Source organism: Streptomyces sp. NPDC001220, assembly GCF_053597895.1.
The window spans coordinates 326952-341093 of sequence record NZ_JBSFJE010000005.1 but is presented as its reverse complement, the minus strand read 5'-3'; the positions used below and the strand labels follow the sequence as shown (position 1 = coordinate 341093).

The following is a 14142-nucleotide window of genomic DNA, read 5'->3' as shown; positions in this document are numbered from 1 at the left end:
TCACCAAACGGGCAGAAGACGGAACGTCAGCTGCCGTGGGTGAACGAGGAGTTGTATTGGCATGACGTGCTGGTACGAGGGGCCCTTGGCGGCCTTCGACACGGAGACCACGGGCGTGGACGTGGAGACCGACCGCATCGTGTCCGCCGCGGTCGTCGTCCAGGACGCCCCGGGCACCCGACCCCGGGTGACCCGCTGGCTGGTGAACCCGGGCATGCCGGTGCCGGAAGCGGCGACGGCGGTGCACGGGCTGACGGACGAACACCTGCAGCGCAACGGCCGTTGGCCGGCGCCGGTGATGTACGAGATAGCCGAGGAACTGGCCGAGCACGCGGCGATGCACCGCCCGCTGGTGGTGATGAACGCGCCGTTCGATCTGACGCTCCTGGACCGCGAGTTGCGGCGGCACCGGGCGTCCGCTCTGGACCGCTGGTTCGAGACGAGCCCCCTGCTCGTCCTCGATCCGCGGGTCCTGGACAAGCATCTGGACCGCTACCGCAAGGGCCGTCGCACCCTGACCGACCTCTGCGCGCACTACGAGGTCACCCTGGAGGGCGCGCACGACGCGGCCGCCGACGCACTGGCCTCGCTGGATCTGATACGAGCGCTGGGCCGCCGGTTCGCGGCCCGGCTGGAGCGCCTGAGCCCCGCCGAGCTGCACACGTTGCAGACGACGTGGCACGCGGCGCAGGCACGCGGGCTGCAGGCCTGGTTCGCGCGCAGCGGCACACCGGAGACGGTGAACACGTACTGGCCGCTACGGCCGGAACTGCCGACGGCAGCGTGAGGGGCGGGGCGCCGGCCACCCGGCGCCCCACCTCGACGTCACCAGGAGCCGCCTCCTCCGCCGCCGGCGCCACCGCCGACGCCGCCGGAGGAGGAGGAACCGCCACCACCGGAGCGGCCGCCACCGGAGCTGGAGGGCGGGCTGGCCGCGGAGAGGACGACGGCGGCGAGCAGGACGTCGGTGAAGTCGAGGGAGGAACGCCGCCGAGCCGTGGCCGTCGAGGTCGAGGCGCCGACGGCCTGTTCCCAGGCGGATTCGACACCGAGGGCCACGGCCCACGCCGTGTACCGGTCCGCCCGCTCGGCGACGGGCAGTTCACCGGGGCAGGTGGACGGGTCGGCCAGGTAGCGCCGGAAGGCTTCGACCCGGAGCCGGAGAGCGGCACCGCGCGGGGTGCGCCGCTCCAGTTCCCACCCGCGTGCGGTGAGCGCCAGACCGACACCCGTGACGACGGCGGCCGCGAGCACGACGGGCCATCCGGCGGCGGTACGACGGCCGGTGAGGACACCTCCGGTGATCACGAGGGCGAAGCCGACCAGCACCGAGATCAGGCCGGCCCTTCCGGCGACGGCGGCGCGACGTGCGGCGTCGACGTCCCACAGCCCGCTGTCCGCACGCCAGTTGGACAAGCGGGTCAAGAGGCTGCCCCAGCCCGACCTGAACGGGGCGTCGCGCATCCCGAGGGTCATGCTGCTGCGGCCGCCGAACATCGTGCCGAGGATGTCCTTGATCTCCCGGTCGACCGGTTCCCCCTCACGGTCGAGCCGTCGCAGGGTCGGGCGCTTGTCGCCGCCCCCGATGCTCAGATGGCCGTCGGCCGCGGCGGTGAGCAGCCACGCCACCCGGTGCCGGTCCTCGACGGTCTCGGCGAGCAGGATGCCGCCCTGCGCCGGGGTCAGCTCGTCGGGCGGTGTCGCGGACGGGGTGACCTTACGGCTGAGCCGTCCGACCGCGAAGCGCCGCTCACGGCCGCCGTCCTCCACGAGGCGGTCGCGCCCGAGGAGGCGCAGCGCGCACACCGTCAGCGCGACGGCGGCCAGCGCGGCGGCGAGGAAGAGCCCGCCGGTGCGCATCGGGTGCGGCAGGCTCGTACCGACGGCCTTGCCGGTGGGTGCCGCGGGCAGTGCCGCCCCGGTGGCGGTCCTGGCCTTGTCGGCGGTGGCGTAGAGCGTGAGGCCCTCGTGGCCGCTCAACCTGTCGAGTTCGACGACGAGGTGGCCCGGCTCGCTCTGCTCGGCCGTACAGGGCGTCCCGTCGTCCCCGGTGCCCCGGACACAGCGAACTCCGGTGAGCCCGTGCGTGTCCACGACATGGATCGTGACATCCGCCCGGTCGACCTTCCAGCCGGTGCCGACGGCGTCCCAGGCGAGCTTGCGGCCCTTCACCACGTCCGGGAGCACGTACTGGATGCGATAGCGGTGGATTCCGCTGACCAGACGGCCGGGATCGCCGATCTTCAGCCGGTCGGCGATTTCCCGCTTGCCCTTCTCGTCCTCGTAGTAGTCGCCGTACGTGTCCTCGTACGAGACCTTGTGGCCGTCCATGGTGACGTGCAGGTTCTCGTCGTCCATGAAGGGATCGCCCGGCACGTCCCGGAAGATGCCGTGCGAGCCGCCCGAGTGGCCGAAGTCGTAGTCGATGACCTCGGTGATCCGAGCGCTTCCGTCGGCGCGTATCTCGGCACCGACCCACATCGAGGTGACGCGCTCCTTGTTCGAGAGCGCCTGGGCGCCGGCGGCGATCCCGCCGAACACCACCAGGACGATGACGACGACGATCAGCGACCTCACCCTGCGCCGCCGTATGGACGTCACCTTCCCCCGTCGTCCCGGTCTCTTGCCTTCCCCACCGCTCATGAGCCCCCCTTGGACACAGAAAAGCCGGTCTGCTGGTGCAGACCGGCTTTTTCCCGGTGGGCGATACTGGGTTCGAACCAGTGACCTCTTCGGTGTGAACGAAGCGCTCTCCCACTGAGCTAATCGCCCGGGAACGCAGTGAACGATACAGGGACCGGCGGGCTTCGTTCAAACCGCTTGCAGGTGCCTGCACAGTCCCCGCCGTCCCGACCACATCATCAGCCGGTGGTTGGCGCGGAAGAACGGCCGCCCGGGGACGGCCAGTCGGCGCAGCAGCGGCTTGCCGACGTCGACGACCTGGTCGTAGCGGGCCAGGGTGCCGGTGCCGTCGGCGGTGATCGTCCAGCGGGCCCAGCCCTCGATGTCACCGCTCATCGCGATCTCCAGCACGCCGGCCCCCGGGTCCCGCAGGGTCTCGCGTGCGGTGAACGTCATGTCGTACGGCAGGACCGAGCGGATGGTGATGATGCCGGTGATGTCGTTCAGCCGGCTGACCGTGCGGACCTGCGGCCACCAGCGCGGGTAGTCCTCGACCCGTTCGAGGGCCTGGTAGACGGCCGCGCCCCCGAAGGGCAGCGGCCACAGACTGCGGAAGCGGTAGTGGGTCCAGTCCATGGGCGGAGTCTGCCCGGCGGGTCGATCTGAGTACGCATACTCATGCCGCGCAGAGTGACCCGGACCACACTCGTGGGTGCGAGCGCCGCCGCCCGTGCGACGGCGCTCCCCCTTCACCCGCTACGACGGCATCTTGTCGCCCAGCAGGGCCAGGTTCTCGATGGCCGCGAGCCCGTACAGCGCGGTGTCGTTGGAGGACACCCAGCTCGCCTCGCTCCCCGCGACGAGCGTGACCGGCCCGGAGAGCGGCTCGGTCTTCCACGGCGAGGACTCCGTATAGCCGTCGGAGCTGTAGAACTTCGTCCACGCACGCCTGGCGAGCGTCTCGTCACCGGTCTGTACGGCGGCGTAGGCGTCGAGCCTCGAGTGGCCCTGGAAGAGCAGCAGGGTCCCGAAGTTGGATCCGTAGCGTGCCGCCTGTTCGGCCTTGGTGGCGTTGAAGTAGCGGCAGTAGTCGAAGTACACCTCGTTGAACTTCGGCATGTCGACCAGGTGGATGAGTTCGGCGCAGAGTTCGTTGAGGCCGAAGACCGCCGACAGGTGGGACACGGAGACGACCGGGGCGGCGGCGGTGGCGAACTCGCCGGTGTCGAGGTCGTAGAGGCCGCTGCCCTGCACGAAGCCGTTGGGCTGGGCGGCGATGCCCTCCATGGTCGACAGCACCCGCGCCCTGGCCTTCTCCCATTTGGGGCCCTTGCGTTCCCACTCGGTGAGCCAGGCCGACACCAGACCGCTCCAGTCGGTGCCGAAGCCGATGGAGAGGGCGTGCCGGTCGGGGGTGTAGGGGTCGGTGCGGATCTTGCGGAGCGGGTCGAGGACGAGGAAGGTCTCGTCGGAGTCGACGTTGGCGGCCATGAGGTCGCCGACGCGTTCGTCGGCGGTGAGGAAGTAGTAGAAGCGCCGGTAGGTGGTGTTGGAGATGCGCTGCTGCTTGGCGCTGTCCGCGAAGTGCTGGACGCCGTGCCGGGTGCCGAGGCCGGCCCACTGGCCGAGGTGGTAGACGTCCACCTCGCCGGTGTGCCGGGTGAGCGCCTCCGCGAACCGGAAGATGTCCGAGCGGCCGCTTCTGAGGTACGCGTACCAGAGCCACAGGTCGGGCGAGAGCTCGGAGTTGTCCCAGGCGTAGCCGCCGACGTCGTACCGCCACTGGTGGCGCACGGTGTCATAGGTGTGCATGAAGTCGCCGTAGTCCCAGAAGCCGTACCAACGGCGCTGCTCCACCTGGTCCTTGTAGTAGGTGAAGAGGAAGTCGAGATGGTCCTCGATCTTCGCCTTGGCCGGGGTGGAGCGGTCGGGCTCGGAGTAGAGGCCGGGGCCGAAGACCTTGGCCCCGATGAGCTGCCGGGGCGGGGCGGTGAGCTGGGGCAGCGTCCGTACGGCCTCGGCCTGCCGGGCGAGGGTCTCCGGCGCGGGCGTCGACTCGTTGGCCCAGAAGAGGAGTTCGGAGGTGCGGGCGATGCCGTAGGGGGTGCCGAATGCGGGCTCGTAGTCCTCGTAGGTGATCTCAAGGCCTTCGAGCTGTTCGGCGTAGGTGTCCTGGCCCATGCCGTCGTGGTAGAAGCGCAGGTCCATCGGCTGGGCCTCGGGCGACCAGAGCCAGAGGGTGACCTCGGCCTCGTCGGTGTGGGCGTCGCGGATGTCGAGCTGGGCGGGGAACTTCTCCCAGAAGTCCCGCAGCCCGAAGGAGAATCCGCCGCTCGCGCCACCGACGTACCCGAAGCCGGAGGCCCGCTTGCCGCCGCCGGCCGCGATCCAGCCGTGCCCCTTCTTCGTGCGCTTGCGCAGGGTGAAGCCGTCGGCGGAGAGCTGGGCGAGGGTGTAGTCACCCCAGTGCGGGATGTACTGGAGGCGGGTGGTGACCCGCTGGTCCCAGGTGGACGGGTCGGCCAGCCGCTGCCCCGCGTACTGGGCCGCCTGCACGGCCGCGCCCGGGTCCCGGCGCAGCCCGGTGACGCCCTGGACGGCCTCCCGCAGCAGGCCCGTTCCCTCACCGCCGAGGCGGATGTGCCGGTCGTACGCCTCGTCGCGCATCGGCACGCTGAAACGGACCCCGAGCCCGCGGATGAAGTCGCCGCTCGCCTTGCCCGGCTCCTGGGTGCCGTCGTACGTGATCGTGTGGACCATCCGGAAGGAGTCGGCGCCCGCGTAGAAGTAGAGTCGGATCGAGAACGGCAGCCAACTCCGTTTTCCCTTGCGGTGTTTGCCGTCGATGCGGACGACGGCGCGGACCGGCCCCTGCTGTTCGACGGTCACCGCGTCGATGGCGCCGTCGAAGCGCTCGGTCCTGACCGTGCCCTGGTCCTCGTCCTCGATCTCGGGCTGGCGGACGAGGACGAGCCGCCCGTTCCTGGCGATCTCCGTCGAGCCCCGGGTGACCGACTTGACGAGTGTCGAGCCGTTCTTGCCGATCTTCACGGAGATCACGCCGGTGGACACGTCGACGGTCCCGCCGCCCGTGGAGACGGTGACCTTCCTGTCGGGCGCCACCGCGTCTCCCGGCGCGAGCGTGAGCGTTCCGCTGCCCGAACTCACGGCGTGGGCGGTCCACTTGAGGGAGCCGTCCGGCCAGTAGGCGATCGGCCAGGACTGGACGGGCACGTCCTCGCCGTCCTCGTCCGTCAGCGCGAAGGTCTGGCCCTCCCGGAACGCGCCCATCGGCCAGGGCACCCCGACGGTCGAGCCGGGCGCGGCGCCGAGACCGCCGTCCTCCAGCCAGTCCAGGGTCACCGGGTCCGCGTCGGCGGCCTCGGCTCCGGGCGCGGCCTGCGCGTCCTCGGCGCCCAGCGCCCAGCTGAACCGGGCGGCGGCACCGGCGACGGCGGCCGCCTTGAGGAGGGACCTGCGGGGGATGGGAGACATCGTCCGCCTTCCTTTCCGTGCGAGTGCGGGATGGTCAGGGGCATGACAGACAGGGGGACGACGCCGGACGGGCGCCGCCCCTGGTACGTGGCCGGTCAGCGGTCGCGCCGGTGGCGCTCTTCCACGGCGACGGCCGCCGCCGCGACGGCGCCCAGCACGGGCACCGCCAGCGGCGCGATGAGCAGGGCGGAACCGGCCACCAGGACCGCTCCCCCGACGAGCAGGAAGGATCCGCCGGGGTCGAGGACGGTACGGCGGCCGGCCGCCGCGAGCAGGGTGCGCCAGCGGTCGCCGGGCGCCCAGACGGCCGCCGCGCGCAGCCCCGCCACGGCGAGGCCGATCACCGCGAACAGGCCGACGGCTCCGACGAGCGGGCCGCCCGGCAGCCCCGCCCGGACGGCCTGGACATCCACCCAGGCCGCGGCGACCGCACCCCACCCGGTGAGCCCGACCAGCCAGCCGCCGGACAGGGCGGCCCGGAAGTCGCTCACGAACTCCCGCCACCCGCCGCCCACCTGCCCGGTACGGCGGCGCAGGTGCCGGGCGCCGGCGGCGAAGGCGGCCGGGTAGGTGACGACACCGAGGGAGGCGACGGCGATCCAGACGCCGGTGAGCAGGCATTCGGCGAAGACGCCGAAGCGGTCGGAGAAGGCGGTGGACTTCGCCCGTACGTCCTCGGCCACGGCCTCAGCCCTTCAGTCCGGAGGTCGCCATTCCGTCGATCAGATAGCGCTGGAAGGCGAGGAAGAACAGCAGCACCGGCAGTAGCGCGACCAGGGACATGGCGATCATCCCGCCGTAGTTGGCGGCCACGCCGTCGGAGTCGCGGAACATCATCAGGCCCAGCGAGACCGTGTACTTGCCGGGCTCGTTGAGGTAGATCAGCGGGCCCATGAAGTCGTTCCAGGCGTTGATGAAGGTGAAGATCGCGCTGGTGATCAGGGCGGGCCGGCACAGCGGCAGCACGATCGACCAGTAGATGCGGAAGTGCCCGCAGCCGTCGAGCCGGGCCGCCTCGTCCAGCTCCCGGGGCAGGTTCCGCATGAACTGCACCATCAGGAAGACGAAGAAGGCCTCGGTCGCGAGGTACTTGCCGATCAGCAGGGGGGTGTAGGTGTTGATCCAGCCCAGCTTCTGGAACATCACGTACTGCGGGATCAGCAGCACGTGGTACGGCAGCAGCAGGGTGCCGATCATCAGGGAGAAGAGCAGGTTGCGGCCGGCGAAGCGGATCCGGGCGAAGGCGTAGGCGGTGAGCGAGCAGGAGACGAGTACGCCGACGACGGCGCCGAGGGCGTAGAAGAGCGAGTTCTGGAAGAAGGTCCAGATCGAGATGTCCGCGATGCCGGCGGCGAGGCCCTTGAAGTTGGACAGGACCGGGTGGGACGGCAGCAGCTGGAGGCTGTTGATGATGTCCTTGCTGGGCTTGAACGAGGCGCCGATCACCCAGACCACCGGATAGAGGATGACGGCGAGGATCAGCAGGGCGCCCAGGTGCCAGGCGAGCGAGCCGGTGCGCCTGCGGGAGAGAGCGGGGGAACTCATCGGGCGGCCTCCTCGTAGTGCACCCATTTCTTCTGGGACCAGAAGAGGACGGCTGTCACCAGGGCGACGGCGAGCAGCAGCATCCAGGCCATCGCGGCGGCGAAGCCCATCTGGGCGTTCTTGAAGCCCTGCTCGTAGAGGTAGCAGGTGTAGACGAGCGTGGCGTCGGCCGGTCCACAGGTGCCGTTGGAGACGACATAGGCCGAGCCGAAGATCTGGAAGGAGTGGATGGTCTCCAGAAGCACGTTGAAGAACAGCACCGGCGAAATCATCGGCAGGGTGATGTTCCAGAACTTCCGCAGCGGCCCGGCGCCGTCCATCTCGGCCGCCTCGTACAACTCCTTCGGGACCTGCTTCAGGCCCGCCAGGAAGATGACCATGGGTGCGCCGAACTGCCACACGGTCAGTGCGACCAGGCAGTACAGCACCCAGTCGGCGTTGCCGACCCAGCCGCCGACGTGCCCGCCGAAGAACGACTGGCCACGGTCCACGACCGCGCCGTCGGAGAACAGGGACCGCCACACGAAGCCCACCGAGACGCTCGCGCCGATCAGCGAGGGGGCGTAGAAGGCGGCCCGGTAGAAGGCCTGGCCGCGCCGGCTCTGGGCGAGCAGCATGGCCACGCCGAGGGCGAGCAGCAGCTTCAGCGGGGTGCCGATCACCACGTACTTCGCGGTCACCTCCACCGACTTCTGCCAGCGGGGGTCGTCGAACATCTTGGTGAAGTTGTCGAACCCGACCCACTTCGGGGTGTTGAAGAGGTTGTAGTCGGTGAACGCGAAGTAGAGCGAGGCGACCATCGGTCCCGCGGTCAGCAGCAGGAAGCCGGCGATCCACGGGGACATGAAGAGGTAGCCGGCGAGGTTCTCGCGCCGGCGGCCCGGCCGCCGCCCCGTGGTGGCGGAGTCGGCCGAACGCGTCCCGTGCGCGGCGGGCAGGGAGTCCTTGACGAGCGTCACGGCAGGTCCCATCAGGCCTGGAACGCGGCCTCGGACTCGGTGAAGAACTGCTTCACCGCGTCCGCGACCTTCGTCTTGCCCTGTCCGAGGTCGCCGCCGATACGCAGGAAGGCGGCCTCGATGGTGTCGGCACCGGAGGGGTGCGGGGTGATCGTGCCGAGGACGCCCGCCTTGGCGGTGTCGTCCTCGTACTGCGCGATCTCCTTGTTCACCGCGTCGGTCGGCTTGAACGCCGCGTACTGCTCGGTGCTCGCGAGGATGCCCCGGTCGTATCCCATGATCTTGCCGACCTCGGGGTCGTGGACCATGAAGTCGATGAACTGCGCGACCTCCTTGGGGTGAGCGGTACGGGCGGAGGCGCTCAGCATCAGCGAGGCGAGGTACTGCCCGGTGTGCTTGCCGTCCACGGTCGGGATCGGCGCGAGACCGTAGGTGCTGTCACCTTCCGACGAGTAGCGCACGGTGAAGTTGTCCCAGGTGAACTCCGAGGCGCCGTGCCCGGCCGAGAGGGACGACTTGGGGGCGTCCTGGGCGACGACCTTCGGGTCCGTGACGATGCCGGCCTTCACACGGTTGTAGCCGTCGGCCCACCACTCCGTCAGGTCGGCCTTGTCGAAGCCGAGTCCGTCCTCGGTGTAGAACGCCTTGCCGTTCTGGCGGAGGTAGAGGTCGTAGAGGTACATGATGGCGAAGTAGCCGGTGTCCCCCGCGACCTTCGTCCTGTCGTGGATGGTCTTCAGGGCCTTGAAGTAGTCGTCCCAGGTCCAGCCCGCGTGCGGTTCGACGCCGGCCTTCTCGAACACCTTCTTGTCGATGACGAGCGCCATGGTGTTGGAACCGACCGGGATTCCGAGCTGCCTGCCGTCCACCTCGCCGACCTTGGTGACGCCGGCCCGGAAGTGATCCAGGCTCAGATTGCCTGCCTGAACCTGAGACTTGAGGTCGAGGAGAATTCCGCGCTTGTCGTACTTCCGAAGAAAGGTGACGGCATTTTGGAAAACGTCCGGAGGATTTCCGCCGGCGGCCTGGGTCTGGAACTTCTCCCAGAACGATTGATATGTCTGGAAGTCCGTCTTGACCTTGATCTTCGGATACTTCTTCTCGAAGAGCCTGATGGTCTGATTGATCTTCGTGGCGCGTTCCTCGGCACCCCACCACGAGTAACGGATCGTCACCGTCCCGTCCCCGGAACCACTTCCGCCTCCGCAGCCGGTCGTCGCGGCGAGCCCGAGCACGGCCGCCGAGGCCCCGGCCGCCTTCAGGACGGTCCGCCGCTCCATGTTCCTGCTCGTTCCCACAGTCGGGCCCCTCCCCGCAGCGTCGCCGACGCCTGCATGAATCGTTTCAAGTAAGCGCTTGCTGGCACAAGTTACGGAGGGGCCGGTGAGGCGTCAATGATTCGGACAGAAATTTCTTGCGGCCGGAGGCGGCGGAGCGGCGCGCCGGGGTACGGACACGGGGGCCGCCGGCCGGGCGACGCCGCAGGTGAGGGGCGCACGGTCGGGCGGCCGAACGCGAAGTGACCGACGGGGGCGAGGGTTACGAGTCGGCCTCGATGGGTTGGCTTCGACGGGTCGGCCTCGGCTGGTCGAGCTTGACGAGTTGGCCTTGACGAGTTGACCTCGACGGGCGGGCTGGGGAGGGCGGGGGGCCAGGGCACGCGACCGGAGCGCGCGCCCGGAAAGCAGAGCCAGAGAGCGCGACCGGAGGGCCGGGCCAGAGAGGGCGCGGCCGGACAGCAGGGCCGGACAGCGCGGCCGGAAGGCGGAGTCGGCGGGTGGGTCGGGACGAGGGGACGTTGCGGGGGCCGCGAGGGTTCGGGGTGGGCGCTGCGGATTCGTCTCCCGGCGATGGCTCGGCCTGGTCGGCGGCGAGAGTGGTGGGGAACGGTCGTGAACGAACGGTTCTCACGGCGCCGAACCGGCGGCGCGGGCCGATTCCTCCGAGCGCTTCGCCCCCGACACGCCCCCTCCGGCCTCGCCCAGCGGGCTTGCCGCGCAGATCACCGGCGACTTCCGCGATACCCCGCGTGTGCGATCGGTCGCCGCGCGATGCCACGAGGGCCGCGTACCGACCGTGTTCGTACACGCCACCCCGGACGCCGGGAAAGCCCTCGCGCGACGCGGAGCGCGGCGGAGTCGGCCCCACACGCCTCACCCGCCTCGCCGGCCCATCGGGGCACAGCAGACGCACCGCGGGCCGTCACGAGGCCGGTGTGGCCGCCGAGGCTCCCCCAGCGCCCTCCCCGGCCCGTGAACGACCACGGCCCACCTGCACTCTCGCAGGTGGGCCGTGGTTCCGGGTGGGCGATACTGGGTTCGAACCAGTGACCTCTTCGGTGTGAACGAAGCGCTCTCCCACTGAGCTAATCGCCCGGACGCAGGAAGAACATTACCCCATGTCAGGGGGTGCCCCCGACCAGTCGCCGGGGGCCCGCGGCCGTCGGCCGGGTCACTCCTCGATCTTCCAGGGCATCACTATGCCGAACTTGGCGAGGTAGATCCCGGCCAGCCCCGCCACGATCACCAGGCCGATCGCCGTCAGCGTGATGTTGCGGCGGCGCACCTTGGGGTCGAGGGCCTTCTGGGCCGCCTCGGTGACCTTGCGTTTGGTCCAGCGGAGCACCAGCTGGGCCCAGACGAACTCGGTCGCCCAGATCGCCATGCCAGCGAAGATGATCACCCAGCCGGGCCCCGGCAACGGCAGCAGGACGACGCCCGCGCCCACCACCGCCAGGCCGACCGCGAAGACCCCGACCTGCCAGCTCAGGTGCAGCATCCGGCGCGCCTTGACGAATTCAGGCGCCCGCGATCCGAGCCCCCGCTCGTCGCGCGCCCCGTCCGCCTCCGTCCCGTCCACCTCGCTCCCGTCCGAGGCCACGGCAGCCTCGCCCGGTTCGTTACTCCCCGTATTCATACGACCAAACCCTACCCGAGCGATTCCGGTCACCGGAATGGTCGTAGATCGCGCCGAGGTTCTCGGCCGGAAGAGTTACGTAAACACACGCAAAACACTCAGAGGGGTTTACAACGGCACCGTAGGTGGCATGTCGATTTCGCCGACGTGCGAATCCCCGAGCGCACACTGAGCGAAAGGCCCTGGCGCTTATGAACACCACGGTCAGCTGCGAGCTGCACCTGCGCCTCGTTGTGTCGAGCGAGTCCTCCCTGCCTGTCCCCGCAGGCCTGCGGTACGACACGGCCGACCCCTACGCCGTGCACGCCACCTTCCACACCGGAGCCGAGGAGACCGTCGAGTGGGTGTTCGCCCGCGACCTCCTCGCCGAGGGGCTGCACCGCCCCACCGGCACCGGCGACGTCCGCGTCTGGCCGTCCCGCAGTCACGGTCAGGGCGTCGTGTGCATCGCCCTGAGCTCTCCGGAGGGCGAAGCCCTGCTCGAAGCCCCGGCGCGGGCTCTGGAGTCCTTCCTGAAGCGCACTGACGCCGCCGTGCCGCCCGGCACGGAACACCGGCACTTCGATCTCGATCAGGAGCTCTCGCACATTCTGGCGGAGAGCTAGGGCAACGCCCCTGCAAGCCGCCCGGCGCCGTCCACTCGGGGAGACGGCTCGGGCCTAGACAACCGCATACGGCAGCACCGGCGCCGCCACCGTGATCGATCGGTCACGGGGCGGCGCCGGTGTGTCCGTGTGCCCGGGAACCACCGCCGGGCGCCGCGCGTTCTAGAGGGCAGCGACGAGTGGGGCAGAGCACGGTGCGGTGGAGCCGTATGTCGCTACGATCGGCCACCATCGGCGGGCGCCCGCCCGACCCCCAGGCCAGGGAGCGAAACGTGCTGATCACCCACGACACCCGGTGTTCCCTAGACGCCGTGGTGGACCTGGTGAACACCGCGCCGGAGGACGACACGGCGCCGGACGGACTGCCCGATGTCGCGGCGCTCCAGGTTTTCGTACGAAACCACGACATGAGCGGTGTGGGCGTGCTCTCGGAGTTCGACCTGTCGGCGGTGCGCAGGGTCCGCGGACGGTTCGCGGGCATCTTCGCCGCCCCGGACGCCCGGACCGCCGCAGGGATGATCAACGAACTGGTCGCGGCCGCGGGCACCACTCCCCAGCTCACGGACCACGACGGCTACGACTGGCATGTCCACTACTTCGCGCCGGGCGCCTCGGTGGCCGACCACCTCGCCGCCGACTGCGGGATGGCGCTCGCGTTCTTCGTCGTCGCCGGGGAGCAGGAGCGGCTGCGGCGCTGCGAGGCCCCGGACTGCCGGCGCGCCTTCGTCGACCTCTCCCGCAACCGCTCGCGCCGCTACTGCGACAGCCGGACCTGCGGAAACCGGCTGCATGTCGCCGCCTACCGGGCACGTCGCAAGGAGGCGGCGGGCTGATCCCCGGGGCAGGTGCCGACGGAGGCCCGAAGCCCGGAAGGGCTGAGACCAGGGGCCGGTCGTACGGTCCGCCGTCGGGGTTCGTCGATGCCGACGCCTGTCCCGGCGGGTGGCGCCGGGACGGGCGGGTACGGCTCACAGCCACAGCAGGTCGTGCAGCGCAGCCATGAGGAGCAGACACCCGATCACCGCAAGGAAGATCATCAGCGGTGGCTGGGAAAGGGCGAAAAGGCAACCGCGCGGCTCGTCCTTCGGCGGCACGGCCTCGCTCTGTTTCGTGTCCAGCATCTCGCGGCGATGATGACCCAGCGAGCATCCGCCGCGCGATCAACACGCCCGGAATGGGCGGGAGTTCGCCGAATTCCGTGATGTCCGGTTCACTTGCGCTCGCACACTGAACGCTTCCGCGCGCGCCGTAGCCGTACTGTGTCGTTTCAATGCCTCATGCGATTGTCATACGCATCCGCCCGTGACCCGTCTGAACAGCGTCGGACCGGCGCGACGCGGCGCCGGCCGCCGTACGGAAGCCCGCGTGGGGCCCGCCCTCGCGGAGCGTCATATTCCGTGCTTCTTGAGGATGGCCTCGATGTCGCTGAAGTCCTCACCCGAGCCGGTACCACGGGGCGCCCCCGCGGGCTTGGCCGCCGGGCGGGTGGCGGAAGCCAGCGACGGTGCCGAGGCGGTGGGGGCGACGGCGTCCCGTCGCTCGCCCCGGGCGGCCGCCTTGCGCTCGGCCCGGGTGGAACCACGCCGTCGCTCCACGGCACGCGTGGAGGCGAACAGGGCCCAGGCCGCACCGAGCACGCCGAAGCCCGCCCAGGCGGTGGGGCTGAACGCCGTGTCGGCGAGCCAGCCGACCACTCCCGTCATGACCAGGCCGACGGGCACCAGCGAGTAGGCGGCGATACGGGCCGCCGACAGGTACCGCTTGCGGTAGGCGGTCACCACGGCGATGCCCAGGCCCGCGGCGGACGCGGCGGAACAGACTGTCTCGGCGATCATCCGGTCCTCCTGGCGGGCTCGATCGGGCGGGGCGACGGACACGCGCTGCGTCGCGCCCCCTCCATCGTGCACCGCCCGGCCCGTGCGATCCATGCCCAGGCCCGACAATCAGGGGCATCTCGGGGTCCTCTCCGGGTCGTCTCCACCCCAGGTACGAGCGGTGAT

13 protein-coding genes and 2 tRNA genes are annotated in these 14142 nt (G+C 70.2%); 3 read left to right on the top strand and 12 right to left on the bottom strand.

Annotation, left to right across the window (positions count from 1 at the left end; all coding sequences use genetic code 11):
* The first annotated feature begins 61 nt into the window (after positions 1 to 61).
* Entirely contained in the window at positions 62 to 787 is a 726-nt protein-coding gene (locus ACWDGI_RS15045; protein ID WP_450759022.1) for an exonuclease domain-containing protein, read from the top strand.
* Positions 788 to 825: 38 nt separating this feature from the next.
* Here the strand turns inward: ACWDGI_RS15045 and ACWDGI_RS15040 are convergent, their stop codons facing one another.
* From ACWDGI_RS15040 to ACWDGI_RS14995, 10 genes are all read right to left on the bottom strand, one after another.
* Positions 826 to 2643, bottom strand: coding sequence for a DUF2207 domain-containing protein (locus ACWDGI_RS15040; RefSeq protein ID WP_450759020.1), 1818 nt, complete (start codon positions 2641 to 2643; stop codon positions 826 to 828).
* A 57-nt stretch (positions 2644 to 2700) separates the two neighbouring features.
* Positions 2701 to 2772, bottom strand: a tRNA-Val gene (locus ACWDGI_RS15035).
* Between the two features lie 39 nt (positions 2773 to 2811).
* Positions 2812 to 3258, bottom strand: coding sequence for an SRPBCC family protein (locus ACWDGI_RS15030; protein ID WP_450759018.1), 447 nt, complete (start codon positions 3256 to 3258; stop codon positions 2812 to 2814).
* Positions 3259 to 3378: 120 nt separating this feature from the next.
* Entirely contained in the window at positions 3379 to 6117 is a 2739-nt protein-coding gene (locus ACWDGI_RS15025) for an exo-rhamnogalacturonan lyase family protein (RefSeq protein ID WP_450759016.1), read from the bottom strand.
* Between the two features lie 95 nt (positions 6118 to 6212).
* Positions 6213 to 6800, bottom strand: coding sequence for a hypothetical protein (locus ACWDGI_RS15020; RefSeq protein WP_450759014.1), 588 nt, complete (start codon positions 6798 to 6800; stop codon positions 6213 to 6215).
* Positions 6801 to 6804: 4 nt separating this feature from the next.
* On the bottom strand, positions 6805 to 7689 hold the full coding sequence (locus tag ACWDGI_RS15015; RefSeq protein WP_450759012.1) for a carbohydrate ABC transporter permease: 885 nt from the start codon (positions 7687 to 7689) through the stop codon (positions 6805 to 6807).
* Positions 7659 to 8621, bottom strand: coding sequence for a carbohydrate ABC transporter permease (locus ACWDGI_RS15010; RefSeq protein ID WP_450759010.1), 963 nt, complete (start codon positions 8619 to 8621; stop codon positions 7659 to 7661). The genes ACWDGI_RS15015 and ACWDGI_RS15010 overlap by 31 nt, the downstream gene beginning before the upstream one ends.
* A gap of 11 nt (positions 8622 to 8632) precedes the next feature.
* Positions 8633 to 9919 (bottom strand): ABC transporter substrate-binding protein, encoded by a 1287-nt coding sequence (locus tag ACWDGI_RS15005; protein WP_450759008.1) that lies wholly within the window; start codon positions 9917 to 9919, stop codon positions 8633 to 8635.
* A 1005-nt stretch (positions 9920 to 10924) separates the two neighbouring features.
* Positions 10925 to 10996, bottom strand: a tRNA-Val gene (locus ACWDGI_RS15000).
* Between the two features lie 76 nt (positions 10997 to 11072).
* Entirely contained in the window at positions 11073 to 11537 is a 465-nt protein-coding gene (locus ACWDGI_RS14995; RefSeq protein WP_450759006.1) for a TIGR02611 family protein, read from the bottom strand.
* 191 nt (positions 11538 to 11728) lie between these two features.
* Between ACWDGI_RS14995 and ACWDGI_RS14990 the strand changes: the two genes are divergently transcribed.
* Both ACWDGI_RS14990 and ACWDGI_RS14985 read left to right on the top strand, forming a co-directional pair.
* Positions 11729 to 12142 (top strand): SsgA family sporulation/cell division regulator, encoded by a 414-nt coding sequence (locus ACWDGI_RS14990; RefSeq protein ID WP_004002642.1) that lies wholly within the window; start codon positions 11729 to 11731, stop codon positions 12140 to 12142.
* A gap of 272 nt (positions 12143 to 12414) precedes the next feature.
* On the top strand, positions 12415 to 12975 hold the full coding sequence (locus ACWDGI_RS14985) for a CGNR zinc finger domain-containing protein (RefSeq protein WP_360490296.1): 561 nt from the start codon (positions 12415 to 12417) through the stop codon (positions 12973 to 12975).
* 135 nt (positions 12976 to 13110) lie between these two features.
* Here ACWDGI_RS14985 and ACWDGI_RS14980 read toward each other — a convergent pair whose 3' ends face one another.
* Entirely contained in the window at positions 13111 to 13263 is a 153-nt protein-coding gene (locus tag ACWDGI_RS14980) for a hypothetical protein (protein ID WP_352219917.1), read from the bottom strand.
* Positions 13264 to 13530: 267 nt separating this feature from the next.
* Positions 13531 to 13977, bottom strand: coding sequence for a hypothetical protein (locus tag ACWDGI_RS14975; RefSeq protein ID WP_450759004.1), 447 nt, complete (start codon positions 13975 to 13977; stop codon positions 13531 to 13533).
* Positions 13978 to 14142 lie beyond the last annotated feature (165 nt).

What these genes read in the sequence shown, in the direction of transcription:
- ACWDGI_RS15045 (WP_450759022.1), top strand. Translation starts at nt 62, where the DNA reads ATGACGTGCTGGTACGAGGGGCCCTTGGCGGCCTTCGACACGGAGACC.
- ACWDGI_RS14975 (WP_450759004.1), bottom strand. Translation starts at nt 13,977, where the DNA reads ATGATCGCCGAGACAGTCTGTTCCGCCGCGTCCGCCGCGGGCCTGGGC.
- ACWDGI_RS15025 (WP_450759016.1), bottom strand. Translation starts at nt 6,117, where the DNA reads ATGTCTCCCATCCCCCGCAGGTCCCTCCTCAAGGCGGCCGCCGTCGCC.
- ACWDGI_RS14990 (WP_004002642.1), top strand. Translation starts at nt 11,729, where the DNA reads ATGAACACCACGGTCAGCTGCGAGCTGCACCTGCGCCTCGTTGTGTCG.
- ACWDGI_RS15030 (WP_450759018.1), bottom strand. Translation starts at nt 3,258, where the DNA reads ATGGACTGGACCCACTACCGCTTCCGCAGTCTGTGGCCGCTGCCCTTC.
- ACWDGI_RS14995 (WP_450759006.1), bottom strand. Translation starts at nt 11,537, where the DNA reads ATGAATACGGGGAGTAACGAACCGGGCGAGGCTGCCGTGGCCTCGGAC.
- ACWDGI_RS15015 (WP_450759012.1), bottom strand. Translation starts at nt 7,689, where the DNA reads ATGGGTGCACTACGAGGAGGCCGCCCGATGAGTTCCCCCGCTCTCTCC.
- ACWDGI_RS14980 (WP_352219917.1), bottom strand. Translation starts at nt 13,263, where the DNA reads ATGCTGGACACGAAACAGAGCGAGGCCGTGCCGCCGAAGGACGAGCCG.
- ACWDGI_RS15040 (WP_450759020.1), bottom strand. Translation starts at nt 2,643, where the DNA reads ATGAGCGGTGGGGAAGGCAAGAGACCGGGACGACGGGGGAAGGTGACG.